The 16851-nt window shown below is 62.2% G+C and carries 16 protein-coding genes; 6 read left to right on the forward strand and 10 right to left on the reverse strand.

All coding sequences use genetic code 11. The features are described 5' to 3' along the window. The first annotated feature begins 16 nt into the window (after positions 1-16). From AC0L2M_RS15610 to AC0L2M_RS15625, 4 genes are all read left to right on the forward strand, one after another. Complete coding sequence (locus AC0L2M_RS15610; protein WP_027151958.1) at positions 17-622, forward strand: ATP-dependent Clp protease proteolytic subunit; 606 nt, start codon at positions 17-19, stop codon at positions 620-622. 157 nt (positions 623-779) lie between these two features. Further along, positions 780-998, forward strand: a complete 219-nt coding sequence (locus AC0L2M_RS15615; RefSeq protein ID WP_473531130.1) for a hypothetical protein — start codon at positions 780-782, stop codon at positions 996-998. A 763-nt stretch (positions 999-1761) separates the two neighbouring features. Further along, positions 1762-4683 carry an excinuclease ABC subunit UvrA gene (gene uvrA / locus AC0L2M_RS15620; RefSeq protein ID WP_473535302.1) on the forward strand — a complete coding sequence of 974 codons (2922 nt, stop codon included), beginning with the start codon at positions 1762-1764 and terminating at the stop codon, positions 4681-4683. Positions 4684-4884: 201 nt separating this feature from the next. Continuing rightward, entirely contained in the window at positions 4885-5691 is an 807-nt protein-coding gene (locus tag AC0L2M_RS15625) for a DUF72 domain-containing protein (protein ID WP_473531015.1), read from the forward strand. 31 nt (positions 5692-5722) lie between these two features. Here the strand turns inward: AC0L2M_RS15625 and AC0L2M_RS15630 are convergent, their stop codons facing one another. The 6 genes from AC0L2M_RS15630 to urtA form a co-directional block, all read right to left on the reverse strand. Beyond that, positions 5723-5899, reverse strand: a complete 177-nt coding sequence (locus tag AC0L2M_RS15630; protein ID WP_287222160.1) for a hypothetical protein — start codon at positions 5897-5899, stop codon at positions 5723-5725. 449 nt (positions 5900-6348) lie between these two features. Then, a complete protein-coding gene (urtE, locus tag AC0L2M_RS15635) occupies positions 6349-7044 on the reverse strand; it encodes an urea ABC transporter ATP-binding subunit UrtE (RefSeq protein WP_091593695.1) in 696 nt (231 codons plus the stop codon). A gap of 70 nt (positions 7045-7114) precedes the next feature. Further along, entirely contained in the window at positions 7115-7861 is a 747-nt protein-coding gene (urtD, locus tag AC0L2M_RS15640) for an urea ABC transporter ATP-binding protein UrtD (protein WP_473531016.1), read from the reverse strand. 3 nt (positions 7862-7864) lie between these two features. Next, positions 7865-9097 (reverse strand): urea ABC transporter permease subunit UrtC, encoded by a 1233-nt coding sequence (gene urtC / locus AC0L2M_RS15645; protein ID WP_473496682.1) that lies wholly within the window; start codon positions 9095-9097, stop codon positions 7865-7867. Continuing rightward, a complete protein-coding gene (gene urtB, locus AC0L2M_RS15650) occupies positions 9094-10710 on the reverse strand; it encodes an urea ABC transporter permease subunit UrtB (protein ID WP_473535365.1) in 1617 nt (538 codons plus the stop codon). Before urtB ends, urtC begins: the two co-directional genes overlap by 4 nt. A 125-nt stretch (positions 10711-10835) precedes the next feature. Beyond that, positions 10836-12146 carry an urea ABC transporter substrate-binding protein gene (gene urtA / locus AC0L2M_RS15655; protein ID WP_473508514.1) on the reverse strand — a complete coding sequence of 437 codons (1311 nt, stop codon included), beginning with the start codon at positions 12144-12146 and terminating at the stop codon, positions 10836-10838. A 292-nt stretch (positions 12147-12438) separates the two neighbouring features. Here urtA and AC0L2M_RS15660 point away from each other — a divergent pair, with 292 nt between their 5' ends. Further along, entirely contained in the window at positions 12439-12834 is a 396-nt protein-coding gene (locus AC0L2M_RS15660) for a hypothetical protein (RefSeq protein ID WP_473531132.1), read from the forward strand. 67 nt (positions 12835-12901) lie between these two features. On the opposite strand, the gene AC0L2M_RS15665 is transcribed toward AC0L2M_RS15660, so the two are convergent. From AC0L2M_RS15665 to AC0L2M_RS15675, 3 genes are all read right to left on the reverse strand, one after another. After that, positions 12902-14473, reverse strand: coding sequence for a GMC family oxidoreductase (locus tag AC0L2M_RS15665; RefSeq protein WP_287138575.1), 1572 nt, complete (start codon positions 14471-14473; stop codon positions 12902-12904). A 44-nt stretch (positions 14474-14517) separates the two neighbouring features. Continuing rightward, a complete protein-coding gene (locus AC0L2M_RS15670) occupies positions 14518-15066 on the reverse strand; it encodes a gluconate 2-dehydrogenase subunit 3 family protein (protein WP_128244853.1) in 549 nt (182 codons plus the stop codon). Between the two features lie 79 nt (positions 15067-15145). Beyond that, a complete protein-coding gene (locus AC0L2M_RS15675) occupies positions 15146-15541 on the reverse strand; it encodes a VOC family protein (RefSeq protein WP_128244852.1) in 396 nt (131 codons plus the stop codon). A 267-nt stretch (positions 15542-15808) separates the two neighbouring features. Here AC0L2M_RS15675 and AC0L2M_RS15680 point away from each other — a divergent pair, with 267 nt between their 5' ends. Then, positions 15809-16114: a ribbon-helix-helix domain-containing protein gene (locus AC0L2M_RS15680; protein WP_287175211.1), complete on the forward strand. Its 306-nt coding sequence runs from the start codon at positions 15809-15811 to the stop codon at positions 16112-16114. On the opposite strand, the gene AC0L2M_RS15685 is transcribed toward AC0L2M_RS15680, so the two are convergent. Continuing rightward, positions 16111-16821: a purine-nucleoside phosphorylase gene (locus tag AC0L2M_RS15685; RefSeq protein ID WP_128183088.1), complete on the reverse strand. Its 711-nt coding sequence runs from the start codon at positions 16819-16821 to the stop codon at positions 16111-16113. The genes AC0L2M_RS15680 and AC0L2M_RS15685 overlap by 4 nt on opposite strands. Positions 16822-16851: the final 30 nt, after the last annotated feature.

Here is a 16851-nt window from a genome sequence, read left to right on the forward strand (position 1 = left end):
ACAACGGAGAAAAGCGATGAGCGGTTTTGCCAATCTGGTGCCGATGGTGATCGAGCAGTCGAGCCGCGGCGAACGCGCCTTCGACATTTTTTCGCGGCTGCTGCGCGAGCGCATCGTCTTCATCAACGGTCCGATCGACGACAATGTGTCGGCGCTGGTCTGTGCCCAGCTCCTGTCGCTGGAATCCGACAATCCCGATAAGGAAATTTCCCTCTACATCAATTCGCCGGGCGGCGTGGTGACCAGCGGTTTCGCCATCTATGACACGATGCAGTATATAAGCAGTCCGGTATCCACCGTCTGCATGGGCTTTGCCGCCTCGATGGCCTCGTTCCTGCTGATGGCCGGCACACCGGGGCGACGCATCGCGCTGCCCAACGCCAGCATCCTGCTGCACCAGCCGTCAGGCGGTTTCCAGGGCCAGGCCTCCGACATCCAGCGCCACGCCGAAGGCATCCTCAGGACCAAGCGGCGCATGACCGAGCTTTACGCGCACCACTGTGGTCGCACGTTCGAAGAAGTCGAACGCACGCTCGACCGCGATCATTTCATGACCGCCGCGGAGGCAAAGACATGGGGCCTTGTCGACCATGTTTTTGACACGCGTAAGAGAGCGGCGTGAAAGGGTAGCCGGCTCATAAGCAACGTCGGTCAGCCGTTCGGCTAGTTTGATCGCCACCGGTCTGGCTTCGGCCAGAGTGCGGCGATACAGTCCGCCGATGTCTGAGATCTCACGCATTTGCTTGAACCGGCTGATTATCGGTATCGCCGTCGCGGCGATGACCTCCGGCGCGGCGTTCGCCGAAGACAGTTCACCGCCTTCGCAGAACGGCACGCTGCCCGGTGTGACCAACGACTATCGCATCGCCAAGCCGGCTGCCGAACCCGACGAGGCCGTGTCCAGCAACGGCCAGTTCAAGATCGGCGATACCGATGTCAGGATTTCCGGCAGCATAACCTTCGATGTCGGCGCGGGCTCGATGAAGGCCCCCCGGTGATAGGACACCTCCATCGGCCTTCATCGCTGCCACAATCTCAAGGCACTCGTGCGCCTGCGGCTCTGAAACGAACAGCCCCGCCGCTGCTTCCGCAAACGGTCGGGGCTTTTTTGGATCTGAAATCCAAACTTGCCGGGAGTACACTGCCGGCTTTTGATTTCGGATGCTTCGCGGCATTCAGCCGACGATCCGACTAGTAGTCTCTGATTTTAATGGGATCGGCAGGTCACGGTTTGTCGGGCGGCGCAGACGCCTGGCCCTGGCACTTATGCCTGCCGCGGCTCCAGCGACACGTGGAGCCTCAAGGGACTGTCCGGTGGAGTCATTCCTTTGCTCTCCTTTTCTGTCCATTGCGACTGGTGTCGTCCGAAGCGCATATCGCAAAGCCTGCGGCGTCTCGCAGGCCGCCTTGGGGCGGCGAGGCCATCGAAAGACGGTCGGCTTCGGTTGACGTTTGGAGTCTGCCCCCCTGAGCCCGAGACGTCAACAGTTGGATAGCCGATTTACCAAAAACGTGATCGCTTGTGTGGCGAATCCGAACTTTGCATCCGTTTTGAGCAGCGCGACGTCGGCTGTGGTTTACATGAACGCATTTGTCAGGAGCGTGTTCGGCCTTTGTTCTTTCCGCTTGCTCGCCCGCGCGAAAGACGGTTAAAGGCTTGGTCGAGAGTTCTCTCGAAACGGTGGCGAAATTACCTACATAGGGGATGGTCGGGACAACCTGCCATCCCACGAGATTCCAGATCTGAGGCGGCGACCGGCGATGGCCGACCATAAATATCTTTCCATTCGCGGGGCGCGCGAACACAATCTGAAGAATGTCGATCTCGACCTGCCGCGTGACAGCCTGATCGTCATGACCGGGCTGTCGGGGTCAGGCAAGTCGTCGCTTGCCTTCGACACCATCTATGCCGAGGGCCAGCGCCGCTACGTCGAGAGCCTGTCGGCCTATGCGCGGCAGTTCCTCGAAATGATGCAGAAGCCTGATGTCGACCAGATCGACGGCTTGTCGCCGGCCATCTCCATCGAGCAGAAGACCACGTCGAAGAACCCGCGCTCGACGGTTGGCACCGTCACCGAGATCTACGACTATATGCGGCTGCTGTTCGCGCGCGTCGGCATCCCCTATTCGCCGGCCACCGGCCTGCCGATCGAGAGCCAGACGGTGTCGCAGATGGTCGACCGCGTGCTGGCGGTCGAGGAAGGCACGCGTCTGTTCATCCTGGCGCCGATGGTGCGAGGCCGCAAAGGCGAATACCGCAAGGAACTGCTGGAGCTGCAGAAAAAGGGTTTTCAGCGCGTCAAGGTCGACGGTGTTTTTTACGAAATCGCCGACGTGCCGGCGCTGGACAAGAAGTACAAGCATGACCTCGACGTCGTCGTCGACCGCATCGTTGTGCGCGGCGATCTGGCGACGCGGCTTGCCGATTCCATCGAGACCGCGCTGAAGCTCGCCGACGGGCTGGCGGTGGCCGAATTCGCCGACCGGCCGCTCGACGCCAGCCAGACCGGCGAGGATTCGGTCAACAAATCGAAGAATGAGACGCATGAGCGCATCCTGTTCTCCGAAAAATTCGCCTGCCCGGTGTCCGGCTTCACCATTCCCGAGATCGAGCCCAGGCTGTTTTCCTTCAACAACCCGTTCGGCGCCTGCCCGACCTGCGACGGCCTCGGCAGCCAGCGCGCCATCGACGCCAGCCTGATCGTGCCCGACGACAATCTGTCGCTGCGCGCCGGCGCCGTCAGCCCATGGGCGAAATCGACCTCACCCTATTACGTGCAGACGCTCGAGGCGCTGGGCAAGGCTTATGGCTTCAAGCTCGGCGACAAGTTCCGCGACCTGAGCGAAGAGGCAAAGCAAGCCATCCTGCACGGCACCGGCGAGCGCGAGGTCACTTTCCAGTACGATGACGGCCTGCGCTCCTACCAGACGACAAAGACATTCGAAGGCGTCATCCCCAATCTCGAGCGGCGCTGGAAGGAAACCGAATCCGCCTGGATGCGCGAGGAGATCGAGCGCTTCATGTCGGCCACGCCTTGCCCGGCCTGCCGCGGCTACCGGCTGAAGCCGGAAGCGCTGGCGGTGAAGATTGCCGGCAAGCATATCGGCGAGGTCACCGAGCTGTCGATCCGCAAGGCCGACCAATGGTTCACCGAGCTGCCCGCCGCACTCAGCGACAAGCAGAACGAGATCGCGGTGCGCGTACTCAAGGAAATCCGCGAGCGGCTGCGCTTCCTCAACGATGTCGGGCTCGACTACCTGACGCTGTCGCGCAATTCCGGCACGCTGTCGGGCGGCGAGAGCCAGCGCATACGGCTGGCTTCGCAGATCGGCTCCGGCCTCACCGGCGTGCTCTATGTGCTGGACGAGCCGTCGATCGGCCTGCACCAGCGCGACAATGCGCGCCTGCTCGACACGCTGAAGCATTTGCGCGACATCGGCAACACGGTGATCGTCGTCGAGCATGACGAGGACGCCATCCTGCATGCCGACTATGTCGTCGATATCGGCCCGGCCGCCGGCATCCACGGCGGCCACATCATCGCGCAGGGAACGCCGCAGCAGATCATGGCCAGCCCCGCCTCGATCACCGGCAAATATCTGTCCGGCGAGCTCGAAGTGGCGACGCCGGCGGTGCGGCGCGAGGCCAAGAAGAACCGGCGCCTGAAGATCGTCGGCGCGCGCGGCAACAATCTGAAGAATGTTACCGCCGAAATCCCGCTCGGCACCTTCACCGCCGTCACCGGCGTCTCCGGCGGCGGCAAGTCGACCTTCCTGATCGAGACCTTGTTCAAGGCAGCGTCGCGCCGCATCATGGGTTCGCGCGAGCACCCGGCAGAGCACGACCGCATCGAGGGCCTCGAATTCCTCGACAAGGTCATCGATATCGACCAGTCGCCTATAGGGCGGACGCCGCGCTCCAATCCCGCCACCTATACCGGCGCCTTCACGCCGATCCGCGACTGGTTCGCCGGGCTGCCGGAGTCCAAGGCGCGCGGCTATCAGCCAGGTCGCTTCTCGTTCAACGTCAAGGGCGGCCGCTGCGAGGCCTGCCAGGGCGACGGCGTCATCAAGATCGAGATGCACTTTTTGCCCGACGTCTATGTCACCTGCGACGTCTGTCACGGCAAGCGCTACAACAGAGAGACGCTCGACGTCCTGTTCAAGGGCAAGTCGATTGCCGACGTGCTCGACATGACGGTCGAGGAAGGCGTCGATTTCTTCGCCGCCGTGCCCGGCGTGCGCGACAAGCTGGAGACGCTGAAGCAGGTCGGCCTCGGCTACATCCATGTCGGCCAGCAGGCGACGACTTTGTCGGGCGGCGAGGCGCAGCGCATCAAGCTGGCCAAGGAACTGTCGCGCAAGGCGACCGGCAAGACGCTCTACATCCTCGACGAGCCAACCACCGGCCTGCATTTCCACGACGTCGCCAAGCTCTTGGAAGTGCTGCACGAGCTGGTCGACCAGGGCAACACGGTGGTCGTCATCGAGCACAATCTCGAGGTGATAAAAACCGCGGACTGGGTGCTCGACCTCGGTCCCGAGGGCGGAGACGGCGGCGGCGAGTTGGTGGCCTCAGGCACGCCGGAGGATATCGTCCGCGAAAAACGCAGCTACACCGGCCAGTTCCTCAGGGAACTTTTGGAGCGGCGCCCCGGAGGCAAGCGCGAAGCGGCGGAGTGAGTGAAGACTGGCTGGCGTTTGGAAGAACCTTCAAATGAAGATCAGAAGAGCGCTTGCCGGTGATCCTGATGCTGTCGTCCGGCTGACGCAAGCCGTCTTTGCGCCCTACGCCCAATTCGTACCGGCTGACGCTTGTCGACATGGCTAAAGCTGTCGAGACGCTCGCTACGGTCTGATCCATTTCAACTCGGGAGGACGACCATGACTCAATCTGGAAAAATCCGCGCCGGCATGGGCGGCTGGACCTTCGAGCCCTGGGACAAGTCTTTCTACCCGGACAAGTTGTCCAAGGCGAAGCAACTGCACTATGCAACCCGGCAGGTGCCAAGCATCGAGGTCAACGGCACCTATTATTCGAGTTTCAAGGAGCCGACCTTCGTCAAATGGGCAAACGAAGCGCCGCACGGTTTTGTCTATTCGCTGAAGGGCAACCGTTTCGTCACCAACCGCCGCGTGCTCGGTGAAGCCGGCGAGTCGATGACGCGTTTCCTGGGATCGGGCGTCGCCGCGCTCGGCGACAAGCTCGGGCCGATCCTGTGGCAGTTCGCGCCAACCAAAAAATTCGACCCGGACGATTTCGAGGCTTTCCTCAAGCTGTTGCCTGAGAAGCAGGACGGCGTTGCGCTGCGCCATGCGGTCGAGGTGCGCAACGACAGTTTCGTCGTGCCGGAATTCGCCGCCCTGGCGCGCCAATACAAGGTCGCGATCGTCTATGCCGACCACGCCAAATATCCAGCAATAGCCGACGTCACCGGCGATTTCATCTATGCCCGGCTGCAGACCGGCAGCGACGACAATCCCGACTGCTACACGCCAAAGACGCTCGACGAATGGGCGGCGCGGGCAAAGATCTGGGCCCAGGGCAAGGCGCCGGCCGACCTGCCGTGTGCCGATCCCTCAACCGAAGCGCCGCTCAAACCGCGTGATGTGTTCGTCTACTTCATCACCGAAGGCAAGGCCCGCGCGCCGTTCGGCGCCATGGCGCTGATGAAGCGCGTCACAGGCTGACGTTGGCGGCACATCGCGTCCACCCCTTCGGTCATGCCGCAACCACGACTTCGTTGTAGGCATCGAGATCGACGAAGAACACCTTGGTGAGCTCCGCGATCAGTTCGTCGTGGTCGTATCCTTGCGATTTCAAAATATCGATGGCGGTCATGATGTCGACGCGCTCGGTAAGCCGTCGTTTCTGGTAGTCCTCGACGTAACGTTCCATCGGCTGCCCTGGCCCAAGTGCCCCAAATGCGTTTGAACAACGATCAGATCGCAGGAGGAGGCTGTTTGCACGAAACGTGCCGGCTGAGCCTGCGCCTGATCTGTCGACGTGACTGATACGGAAAGCGGCCGACTCAACAAGGCCAAGTAAAGCCTAGCACGCAATCTTCAGCGCGCCAGAGTTGCACACGGTGTCGTTGAAGAAAAACTGAGCAGATCTCGCGACTTCGTCATCCTTGGGCGCAGCGACGCGAAGCGGAGCGAAGACCCAAGGATCCATGCCGTAACTTCAGAGCGTCGCCACGGGGCAGAATCCAGGATACTGTACGCTGGAAAACGGCTTCTGTTCTTGACCGCTGCACTCTTTGGCTGACTGGACGGCATGGATCCTGGGGTGTGCGCCGCGTCGCTTTGCTCCTTGCTTCGCCCCAGGATGACGATGGGATGAACCTACACCGTAAGAAATTTCCTCACATCCGCCCGGTCGAGATCCTCGGCCGGGCCGGTGTGGACGATCAGGCCGCGGTCCATGATGTTGACCTCGTCGGCCAATTCCCGGCAGAAATCGAGATACTGTTCGACCAGCAGCACGGCGATATCGGCCTGGTCGCGCAGATAGCGGATGGCGCGGCCTATATCCTTGATGATCGACGGCTGGATGCCCTCGGTCGGCTCGTCGAGCACCAGCAGTTTCGGCCGCATCACCAGTGCCCTGCCAATGGCAAGCTGCTGCTGCTGGCCGCCGGAAAGGTCGCCGCCCCTGCGGCCGAGCATCTGCTTCAGCACCGGGAACAATTCGAAGACGTGGCCGGGGATGTTGCGGTCGGCGCGCTTCAATGGCGCAAAGCCCGATTCGAGGTTTTCCCGCACGGTGAGCAGCGGGAAGATCTCCCTGCCCTGCGGCACGAATGCGATGCCCGACCGGGCGCGATCATACGCCGCGCTCCGGTCGAGCGCCTTCCCCTCGAAGGCAACGCTTCCGCTCGTCAGCCGGTGGTGGCCGACGATCGATCTCATCAAACTGGTTTTGCCGACGCCGTTGCGGCCGAGCACGCAGGTGATCTTGCCGGCGCCGGCCTTCAGCGAGACGCCACGCAGCGCCTGGGCGGCGCCGTAGTGCAGCGTGGCGTTGGAGACTTCGAGCATGGTCAGCGCCTTCTCCAGCGCCTGAAGAACGAAAGATCGAAATGATGGAACGGAACGCGCCAGACCATGATCATCTCCCCAGATAGACTTCGACGACACGTTCGTCGGCCGAAACGAACTCGAGCGAGCCTTCGGAAAGCACCGAGCCTTCGTGCAGGCAGGTGACCTTGGCGCCGAGCTCGCGCACGAAATGCATGTCGTGCTCGACGACGATGACCGAGTGGTCGCGGGCAATATCCCTGAGCAGCCGCGCGGTCTCCTCGGTCTCGGCGTCGGTCATGCCGGCGACCGGTTCGTCGACCAAAAGCAGTTTCGGATCCTGCGCCAAAAGCATGCCGATCTCGAGCCATTGCTTCTGGCCGTGGCTGAGATTGGCGGCGAGCTCGTCGCGCTTGTCACCGAGCCGGATGATGCCGAGGATGTCGTCGATCCGCCGCGCCTCCGCAGCCGAGCGGCGATGGAACAGTGCCGGGAAGATCGAGCGTGGGCCCTTCAGCGCCAGCATCAGGTTGTCCTCGATCGTGTGGCTTTCGAAGACCGTCGGCTTCTGGAATTTCCTGCCGATGCCCATCATGGCGATCTCGGCCTCGTCATGTTTCGTCAGGTCGACCTGCCCATCGAAGTAAACCTCGCCCGCGTCGGGGCGCGTCTTGCCGGTGACGATGTCCATCATCGTGGTCTTGCCGGCGCCGTTGGGACCGATGATCGCCCGCATCTCGCCCTTGTCGAGCACCAGCGACAAATTGTTGATGGCGCGAAAGCCGTCGAAGGAAACCGAGACGCCGTCGAGATAGAGGATGGTGTTGCTCTTCGACATTGCTCACTCCGCCGGCTGCGGTTCGGGGCCGGATGCGGACCAGTCGCCAGGCGTTCTCGCAGCCGAGCGAACGATCTTCGGCGGTGGCGGGACGTCAGGGTCGGTGCCGGCCTCCTCGGCAATCGAGGCTGCGCGCAGCGCCCTGGCATTGCCGCGCCAGGAATCCCACATGCCGACAATGCCCTTTGGCAGGAACAGCGTGACGGCGACGAACAGTCCGCCCAGCGCAAACAGCCAGAACGCCGGCAGCACGCCGGTGAACCAGGATTTGCCGGCATTGACCACGAGCGCGCCGATGATCGGCCCGACGATGGTGCCGCGCCCGCCGACGGCCGTCCATACCACGACCTCGATCGAATTGGACGGCTCGAACTCGCCTGGATTGATGATGCCGACCTGCGGCACGTAGAGCGCCCCGGCAATGCCGGCCATGACAGCCGACACGGTGAAGGCGAACAGTTTGACGTTTTCCGCCCGCCAGCCGAGAAAGCGCGTGCGGCTCTCGGCGTCGCGGACCGCCATCAGCAGCTTGCCGTATTTGGAACCGACGATCGCCCAGGTGACGAAGACGGCGAGCGCCAGGGTGACGGCGCTGGCCGCGAACAATGCCGAGCGTGTCGCATCGGCCTGCACGTTGTAGCCGAGAATATCCTTGAAGTCGGTCAGGCCGTTGTTGCCGCCGAAACCCATGTCGTTGCGGAAAAAAGCAAGCAGCAGCGCATAGGTCATCGCCTGGGTGATGATCGACAGATAGACGCCGGTGACGCGGCTGCGGAAGGCGAACCAGCCGAAGACGAAGGCGAGCAGGCCGGGCACCGCAAGAACCATGATCGCGGCAAACCAGAATTGGTCGAAACCGTACCAGAACCACGGCAATTCCCCATAATTCAGGAACACCATGAAGTCCGGCAGCAGCGGATTGCCGTAGACGCCGCGCGAGCCGATCTGGCGCATCAGATACATGCCCATCGCATAGCCGCCGAGCGCGAAGAAGGCGCCGTGGCCGAGCGAAAGGATGCCGCAATAGCCCCAGACGAGATCGAGCGCCAGGGCGAGCAGCGCATAGCAGAGATACTTGCCGGTGAGCGCGACGACATAGGACGGCACGTAGAACGCACTCGTCGGCGAGACCGCAAGATTGAGCAGCGGCACGATGATGGCGACCGCCAAAAGGATGAAGATCGTGATGGCGATGCGGCGGTCGGCGCCGGCGGCGAAGAAGCGTCCGGTGATCATGCTTCCACCGACCTGCCCTTCAGCGCGAACAGGCCGCGCGGGCGTTTCTGGATGAACAGGATGATGAGGACGAGCACGACGATCTTGCCGAGGACCGCCCCGGCATAGGGTTCGAGGAATTTGTTGACGATGCCGAGCGAGAAGGCGCCGACCAGCGTGCCCCAGAGATTGCCGACACCGCCGAAGACGACGACCATGAAGCTGTCGATGATGTAGCCGCGACCGAGATTGGGCGAGACATTGTCGATCTGGCTGAGCGCCACACCGGCGATGCCGGCAATGCCGGATCCCAGTGCAAAGGTCAGCGCGTCGACCCACGGCGTCCTGATGCCCATCGAAGCGGCCATGCGGCGATTGGCGGTGACGGCGCGCATCTGCAGGCCCCAGGGGGTGCGCTTCATCACATAAAGCAGCACCGCGAACACGCCGAGCGCGAATACCAGTATCCAGAGCCGGTTCCAGGTCACCGCAAGCTGGCCGATGCCGAACGAACCCGACATCCACGACGGATTGCCGACCTCCTGGTTGGTCGGCCCGAAGATGGTGCGCACGGCCTGCTGCAGGATCAGCGAGACGCCCCATGTCGCCAGCAGCGTCTCCAGCGGCCGGCCGTAGAGAAAACGGATCACGCCCCGCTCGATGACGAGGCCGACGAACGCCGCGACCGAGAAGGCGAGCGGCAGCGCGATAACCAGCGACCAGTCGAACAGGCCGGGAAAGGAGGTTCGGATCACCTCCTGCACGACAAAGGTCGTGTAGGCGCCGAGCATCACCATTTCGCCATGCGCCATGTTGATGACGCCCATGACGCCAAAAGTGATGGCGAGACCGATCGCCGCCAGCAGCAGCACCGATCCGAGCGAGATGCCGTACCAGATGTTCTGGCCGGCATCCCACAGCGCCAGCGTCGCATTGATGTTGGCGATCGCCGCCGTCGCCGCGTCCTTGACCGCGCCTTCGGAATTGGCCTCGACAGCGGTGAGCAGGGACAGCGCGTTGCGATCGCCGCGCCCGCCGATCAGGGCGACCGCCGCCAGCTTGTCGGCCTCCGGCCTGTCGGACACCAGAACCGATGCGGCGCGGGCCTGTTCGAGCAGCGCTTTGACGCTTGCCACGCTCTCGCTGGCGATTGCGGCATCGAGCGGCTGGATGTTTGTCGCGTCGGGCGTCCTGAACATGGTGTCGGCGGCGGCAATGCGCGCGGCCGGATCTTTTGCGCCGAGCGTCAGCGTGCCCAGCGCATCGCGGATGGCGCGGCGCAGCGTGTTGTTGACCTTGATCTTGGTGATCTCGCTTTTGGCCGCGTCACCGGATTTTTCACCGCTCAGCGGGTCGAGCAGCTCAACGCTGCCGCCAGCTGCCTTGCCGATGAAAACCAGCGAATCGGCCTTGCGGACGTAAAGATCGCCCTCGGCAAGCGCGCCAAGCGGACGTTCGACGGCAGTATCACCGGTAGCCGCCAGCTCGCGCACGACAGCTTCGGTGGCCGAGAAATTCGAGGCAGTGGCAAATTTGGCAATGATGGCGCGCAGATCCGCTTCGGCAGCGTTCGACGGCGACAGCATCCCCAGGAGGAGCAGCAGCGTCAGGCCGATCGCGCGGGTGAGGATCATCGATTTCTTGCGATTCTTGAGGGTTGAAACTTCGCGTCCGGGCGGACTGGAGGAGAGGACGAGTTCGCCCGGACGCGTCGCGGTCCAGGTCGTGGAGAAATCCACGACCGTCAGACCCGGGAGGATCAGTTGGTTCCCTTGCCGCCGCACTTGCCGGTCGCGACATTGAAGTTGCCGCAGGACAGAGGCGCGCGCCAATCGGAGATCAGGTCCTTCGAATCGGCCAGATAGTCGGACCACTCGTCGCCCATCACCAGGCCAGGCGTCTGCGACACGGTCTCGAACTGGCCATCGGCCTGGATTTCGCCGATCAGCACCGGCTTGGTGATGTGATGGTTCGGCATCATGGTCGAGTAGCCACCGGTCAGGTTCGGCACCGAGACGCCGATCACGGCGTCGATGACCTTGTCAGGATCGGTGGTGCCGGCCTTCTCGACCGCCTTCACCCACATGTTGAAGCCGACATAATGGGCTTCCATCGGGTCGTTGGTGGTGCGCTTGTCGCTCTTGATGAACTTGTGCCAGTCGGCGATGAACTTGGCGTTCTCGGGCGTATCGATGCTCTGAAAATAGTTCCAGGCGGCGAGATGACCGACGAGCGGCGCGGTATCGAGACCGGCAAGCTCTTCCTCGCCGACCGAGAAGGCCATGACCGGGATGTCCTCGGCCTTGACGCCCTGGTTGCCAAGCTCCTTGTAGAACGGCACATTGGCGTCGCCATTGACCGTCGAGACGACGGCGGTCTTCTTGCCGGCGGAGCCGAACTTCTTGATCGCCGCGACCTCGGTCTGCCAATCGGAGAAGCCGAACGGCGTGTAGTTGACCATGATGTCTTCGGCAGCGACGCCCTTGGCTTTCAGATAGGCTTCGAGGATCTTGTTGGTGGTGCGCGGATAGACGTAGTCGGTGCCTTCAAGCACCCAGCGCTTCACCGAACCGCCGTCCTCGCTCATCAGATAGTCGACAGCCGGAATTGCCTGCTGGTTCGGCGCCGCGCCGGTGTAGAACACGTTGCGCTCGCTCTCCTCGCCCTCATACTGGACGGGGTAGAACAGGATGTTGTCGAGTTCGCTGAACACCGGCAGCACCGACTTGCGCGACACCGAGGTCCAGCACCCGAACACCGCCGCGACCTTGTCCTTGGAGATCAGCTCGCGCGCCTTTTCGGCGAACAGCGGCCAGTTCGAAGCCGGATCGACGACGACCGCTTCGAGTTTCTTGCCGAGCAGGCCGCCCTTTGCATTCTGCTCTTCGATGAGCATCAGCATGGCGTCCTTCAGCGTCGTCTCCGAAATCGCCATGGTCCCCGACAGCGAGTGGAGGATACCCACCTTGATCGTGTCGTCAGCCGCCCTGGCCGGGACGCTCATCAGCAGGCCGGCCGTGACCGCGCCTGCCGAAAACATTTTTGTTATTGTCGAGAAACTGCCCCGCATATTTCAAAACTCCCTGACTGGTTGATCGCATCGCGAACAGACCATGCAACGGCTGTGCCAACCGCAGGAGCAAAATCAAGCGGGTCTGGATTTCGTAGCCCTGTCAGCCGGTTAATATATTAGCCGCCAAAGATAAGCGCCGCTGCCAGTGCTCTGCTTGAGAAAAAGTCCCCCGCTATCGCCCAATTTTTGATCACTCGCGAATTAATGCATGAATTTTGAGCAAAAGACGGCGAACCGTTGCGGCGCTGCAGGAAAATGGGGCAAGATCGATCTTCAAAAGAGCGACCGCATGACCTCCAGGATTCCTCGCATTTTCAGCACCATGCTTCTGGTTGCGGCAACCGGCAGCGCCCGCGCCGACTTCACCGATGGCAAATTGCCGGACGGCACCTATCACTGCGAAGTCTATCTGCTTGGCATGTTCCTCAGCCTTGGCGACATCACCGTCAAGGGCAATGTCTATAGCGGCCCGGTGAGCTTCGGAACCGCCCGGCAGGGCTACAACTATCAGATGAATGCAAATGGCGAGATCACCTGGTTGGGCCCGTTGGGCGGCTACACGACCGGCGGCAACTCGATCTCGCTCACGCAAGCCACCCTGGACGGCCAAACCAGCCCGTCCTTCGACATCATCATGAAGCAGCCTGACGGCGCCTTCACCGCCTCGACTTGCACGAAGCGTTGACAGCCGACAAGAAAGAGGCGCGAAACCTTGTGAGGTTCCGCGCCAGCAGGCAGTCGGGAGGCTATGGCTAAATGCTTTTGGCCGACATTTGTCCGGCAATGTACTCGGCCTGACGGATCGCCAGCGACACGATCGTCAATGTCGGATTTTCAGCCCCGCCCGTGGTGAACTGGCTGCCGTCCGACACGAACAGGTTCTTGATGTCGTGTGCCTGGCCATGCTTGTTGACGACGCCGTCGGCCGCCTTCTCGCTCATCCGATTGGTGCCGAGATTGTGGGTCGAGGGATAGGGTGGCGTCGGGAAGGTCCGCGTCGCCCCGACCGCCTCGTAGAGCGCCGAGCCCTGTTTGTAGGCGTGGTTGCGCATCGCCGTGTCGTTGGCATGGTCGTCGAAATGGACGTCCGCCACCGGCATGCCGTGCGCGTCCTTCATATCGGCATGCAGCGTGATGCGGTTTTCCTCGCGCGGCATGTCCTCGCCGACGATCCACATGCCGGCCATGTGGTCGTAGTGGTCGAGCGCCGTGGTGAAGGAACGCCCCCAGCCGCCGGGATTGAGGAAGGCGGCCATGAACGGCAGGCCGAGCGACAGCGTCTCGAGTTCGTAGCCGCCGACGAAGCCGCGCGAGGGATCGTTGCGGGCTTCGTCGCGGATGATACCGGCCATGGTGGTGCCGCGATACATATGCACCGGCTTGTCGAAGATGCCGTAGACCGAGCCCGTGGTGTGGCGCATGTAGTTCTTGCCGACCTGCCCCGACGAATTGGCAAGGCCGTCGGGAAACTGGCTCGATGCCGAATTGAGCAGCAGCCGCGGGCTCTCGATCGAATTTCCGGCGACGGCGACGATGCGGGCCTTCTGTTCCCTCAGCTTGCCGTCCTTGTCGGCATAGACGACGCCGGTTACCTTGCCTGATGCATCGTGGTTGATCTTGATGGCCATGGCATTCGGCCTGACCTCGAGATGGCCGGTCGCCTCGCCCTTGGGAATTTCGCTGTAGAGCGTCGACCATTTGGCGCCCCATTTGCAGCCCTGGAAGCAGAAGCCGGTCTGCTGGCAGGCATTGCGGTCGTCGCGCGGCTCGGAATTGATTGCCATCCGGCCGGTGTGGCACTCCTTGTAGCCGAGCTTGTCGGCGCCGGCCTTCATCACCTTGAAGTTGTTGTTGCCGGGAAGGCCCGGGATGTTGTTGGTGAGCGTCACGCCGAGCTTGTCTTCGGCCTTTGCGTAGTAGGGCTCGAGCTCGGCAAGCGTGATCGGCCAGTCGAGCAGGTTCGCGCCTTCCAGTTTTCCGTAGGTCGAAAGCGTTTTGAATTCGTGCTCCTGAAAGCGCAGCGAGGCACCCGCCCAGTGCGTGGTCGAGCCGCCGACCGCCTTGACGATCCATGCCGGCAGGTTGGGGAAATCCTTCGCCACCCGCCAGTCGCCCGAGGTCGTGCGCTTGTCGGTCCAGGCGAGTTGGGCGAATGAACCCCACTCGTCATTGATGAAATCCTCGTATTCGTGACGGGCGCCCGCCTCCAGCATGACGACATCGATGCCCTTCTGCGCAAGTTCATTGCCGAGCGTGCCGCCGCCGGCGCCCGAGCCGATGATGACGACCACGCCGTCGTTGTTGAGATCAAATGGTGCTGCCAAGGTTTCCTCCCATTGATGTCTGTGTGCGGTTGCGACGACGGGGCTCAGAGCCACTCGATGTCGTCGAACCCGCGCGCCATGTAGCCGCCCTTGGAGTAGGACTCGCCCTCGTAGCCGAAGATCGGCCAGACCTCCTTCTGGTTGTAGAGGCTGACGACAAGCCCGCCGCGGACGGCCTGGAAGAACGGCGTGTCCTCGATATCCCTGAGCACCGCAACGCGCTGCTCCTCCCAGCCGAGACCGGTGTAGCCGTCCTTGCCCGATTTCAAATCGAGATCGGCGATGCCCTTTTCGACAAGGTCCTTGTGGGCAGGGTCCTTGCCGGCCTGCTCATCATGCGCCTTGACGGCGATTGCGTAATATTTGTCAGGCACTTGGTCGTGCGGGTAGATGTCGCGCGCCATCTGGATCAGGGTCGCCATGGTTTCGGGCTTGAGCGCGGATGTTTCGAGACCCCAGGCATGTTCCGGGCTGATGACGGCACTGCCTGAAATGACCAGCAGCGCGCCGACACCGCCGCGCTTCAGTAGCTCGCGGCGCGATAGAACTGGCTTCGTTTCATGGACCGGCTTGCTCTCATAAATTGTGACCAATTGTTCCTCCCTTGCTTGCTGTCTGCACCCGAAGGTGCCCTGGCTGGCGCCGCGCTGGCCGGCGCGGCCGTCGTATCTCCTATTTGAACCGGCCCTGACGCTGCAGGACCTCGATCTTGTAGCCATCGGGATCCTCGATGAAGAAGAAGCGTGCGAGCACCGCTCCGTCGCGGTTGAACTCGACGATCTTCTTCGGGTTCAGGCCAAGCGCGCCGAGCCGGTCATGCTCGCTGTCCAGATCGGCGACCGAAACCGCGAGATGGCCGTAGCCGTCGCCGAGCGCATAAGGCTCCTGCCGGCCCTTGTTGACGGTGAGCTCGACCTCGAGCTCCGCCTCGGCATTGCTCAGATAGACGAGCGTAAAGGTTTCGAAATCGAGCCGTTCGGCGACGTCCAGTCCAAACGCTTTCCGGTAGAAGTCGACGGACCGGGCCTCGTCGAGAACCCGGATCATGGTGTGGATCGCCTTCGCCAAATGACACTCCGTGCGGTAAGCGCGATGTGCGCGTCGGCGTGATTATGCGCGGGTTGCGGCAAACGTGGTGGCAGCCGATTACCACGCGCTAATCTAACGACGGGGTGGGAACCGCTAAGAGTCTCTAAGGACGAAACTCCGATTGCTGTTTTCCGCTTTCCAGTTGAAGATAAATGGCCACGACAGGCACTGCCAAAGGCGCGAATCACTGCCGGTTGCGCCCAAAATCAATAAGAACGGCCAGATCAATAAGAACGGGAGGTAACGATGTGCAGGGTTTTTGCCGGGCAGGATCCGGACGGCTACCGGCAGATCAACCGGTCGATTCGTATCGACGGGCATTCGACCAGCATCCAGCTCGAGGCGACGTTCTGGGCATTGCTCGACGAGATCGCCAACAGCCAGGGCCTGACGACGCCGAAATTCATCTCGAAGCTTTATGACGAGGCCATCGAGATCAATGGCCAGATTCCGAACTTCGCCTCGATGCTGCGCACGACCTGTGCTCTCTATCTGCGCGGCCATCGGCCCGGCATCGAAGAACACACGGCGCCGAAGCGGCAAGCAGCTTAACTTTCGATCGCGACATCGAGCGCCAGGCGGGTCATATCGGTGAAGAGCGCCTGGCGTTCGGAATAATCGGTTTGCTCGCCGGTCACCACATTGTCGACGACAGTCAGCATCGACAAGGCCCTGGCGCCGAAATGCGCGGCGATGCGATAGAGCGCGCTGGTCTCCATATCCACGGCCAGCGCGCCCTGTGCCTGCGCTTCGGCGAAGCGGTCGCGCCCCTTGGGGTGATAGAATATGTCGCTGCAGATGGTCAGTCCGGCCTGATGTTCGATGCCGATTTCGGCAGCCCGGGCCAGGGCTTGGGAAACCAGATCCGGATCGGGTCCGGCATCAGCACCATAAAGCCCAAAAACCTGGCCGCTCTCGGCACTCTCACCCCGCACCGCTTGCGATATCACTAAACTGCGCAGTTTGACCGCGGCAGTCAGGGCACCACAGGTACCGGTGCGGATCAGTGTCCTCACGCCATGGAAGTCCAGCAATTCATGGGCGTAGATCAGGAATGACGAGACGCCGATGCCGGTGGACTGGATGCTGACGGGCTTGCCGCGAAACAGGCCGGTAAAGCCGAGGGCCTGCCTTCGACGGTTGACGCAGCGCGGCGCCTCGAGAAAGGTTTCCGCCATCCATTCGGCACGCTGCGGATCGCCCGGCAACAGCACTGTTGCCGCATAATCACCCTTGCCTGCCTCGTTGTGCGGCGTCACGGCATGCTCCCCCAAAACCCGCCGTCTGTT

The sequence above is a fragment of the Mesorhizobium sp. WSM4806 genome, assembly GCF_055811635.1.

What these genes read in the sequence shown, in the direction of transcription:
- AC0L2M_RS15610 (WP_027151958.1), top strand. Translation starts at nt 17, where the DNA reads ATGAGCGGTTTTGCCAATCTGGTGCCGATGGTGATCGAGCAGTCGAGC.
- AC0L2M_RS15615 (WP_473531130.1), top strand. Translation starts at nt 780, where the DNA reads ATGACCTCCGGCGCGGCGTTCGCCGAAGACAGTTCACCGCCTTCGCAG.
- uvrA (WP_473535302.1), top strand. Translation starts at nt 1,762, where the DNA reads ATGGCCGACCATAAATATCTTTCCATTCGCGGGGCGCGCGAACACAAT.
- AC0L2M_RS15625 (WP_473531015.1), top strand. Translation starts at nt 4,885, where the DNA reads ATGACTCAATCTGGAAAAATCCGCGCCGGCATGGGCGGCTGGACCTTC.
- AC0L2M_RS15630 (WP_287222160.1), bottom strand. Translation starts at nt 5,899, where the DNA reads ATGGAACGTTACGTCGAGGACTACCAGAAACGACGGCTTACCGAGCGC.
- urtE (WP_091593695.1), bottom strand. Translation starts at nt 7,044, where the DNA reads ATGCTCGAAGTCTCCAACGCCACGCTGCACTACGGCGCCGCCCAGGCG.
- urtD (WP_473531016.1), bottom strand. Translation starts at nt 7,861, where the DNA reads ATGTCGAAGAGCAACACCATCCTCTATCTCGACGGCGTCTCGGTTTCC.
- urtC (WP_473496682.1), bottom strand. Translation starts at nt 9,097, where the DNA reads ATGATCACCGGACGCTTCTTCGCCGCCGGCGCCGACCGCCGCATCGCC.
- urtB (WP_473535365.1), bottom strand. Translation starts at nt 10,710, where the DNA reads ATGATCCTCACCCGCGCGATCGGCCTGACGCTGCTGCTCCTCCTGGGG.
- urtA (WP_473508514.1), bottom strand. Translation starts at nt 12,146, where the DNA reads ATGCGGGGCAGTTTCTCGACAATAACAAAAATGTTTTCGGCAGGCGCG.
- AC0L2M_RS15660 (WP_473531132.1), top strand. Translation starts at nt 12,439, where the DNA reads ATGACCTCCAGGATTCCTCGCATTTTCAGCACCATGCTTCTGGTTGCG.
- AC0L2M_RS15680 (WP_287175211.1), top strand. Translation starts at nt 15,809, where the DNA reads ATGTGCAGGGTTTTTGCCGGGCAGGATCCGGACGGCTACCGGCAGATC.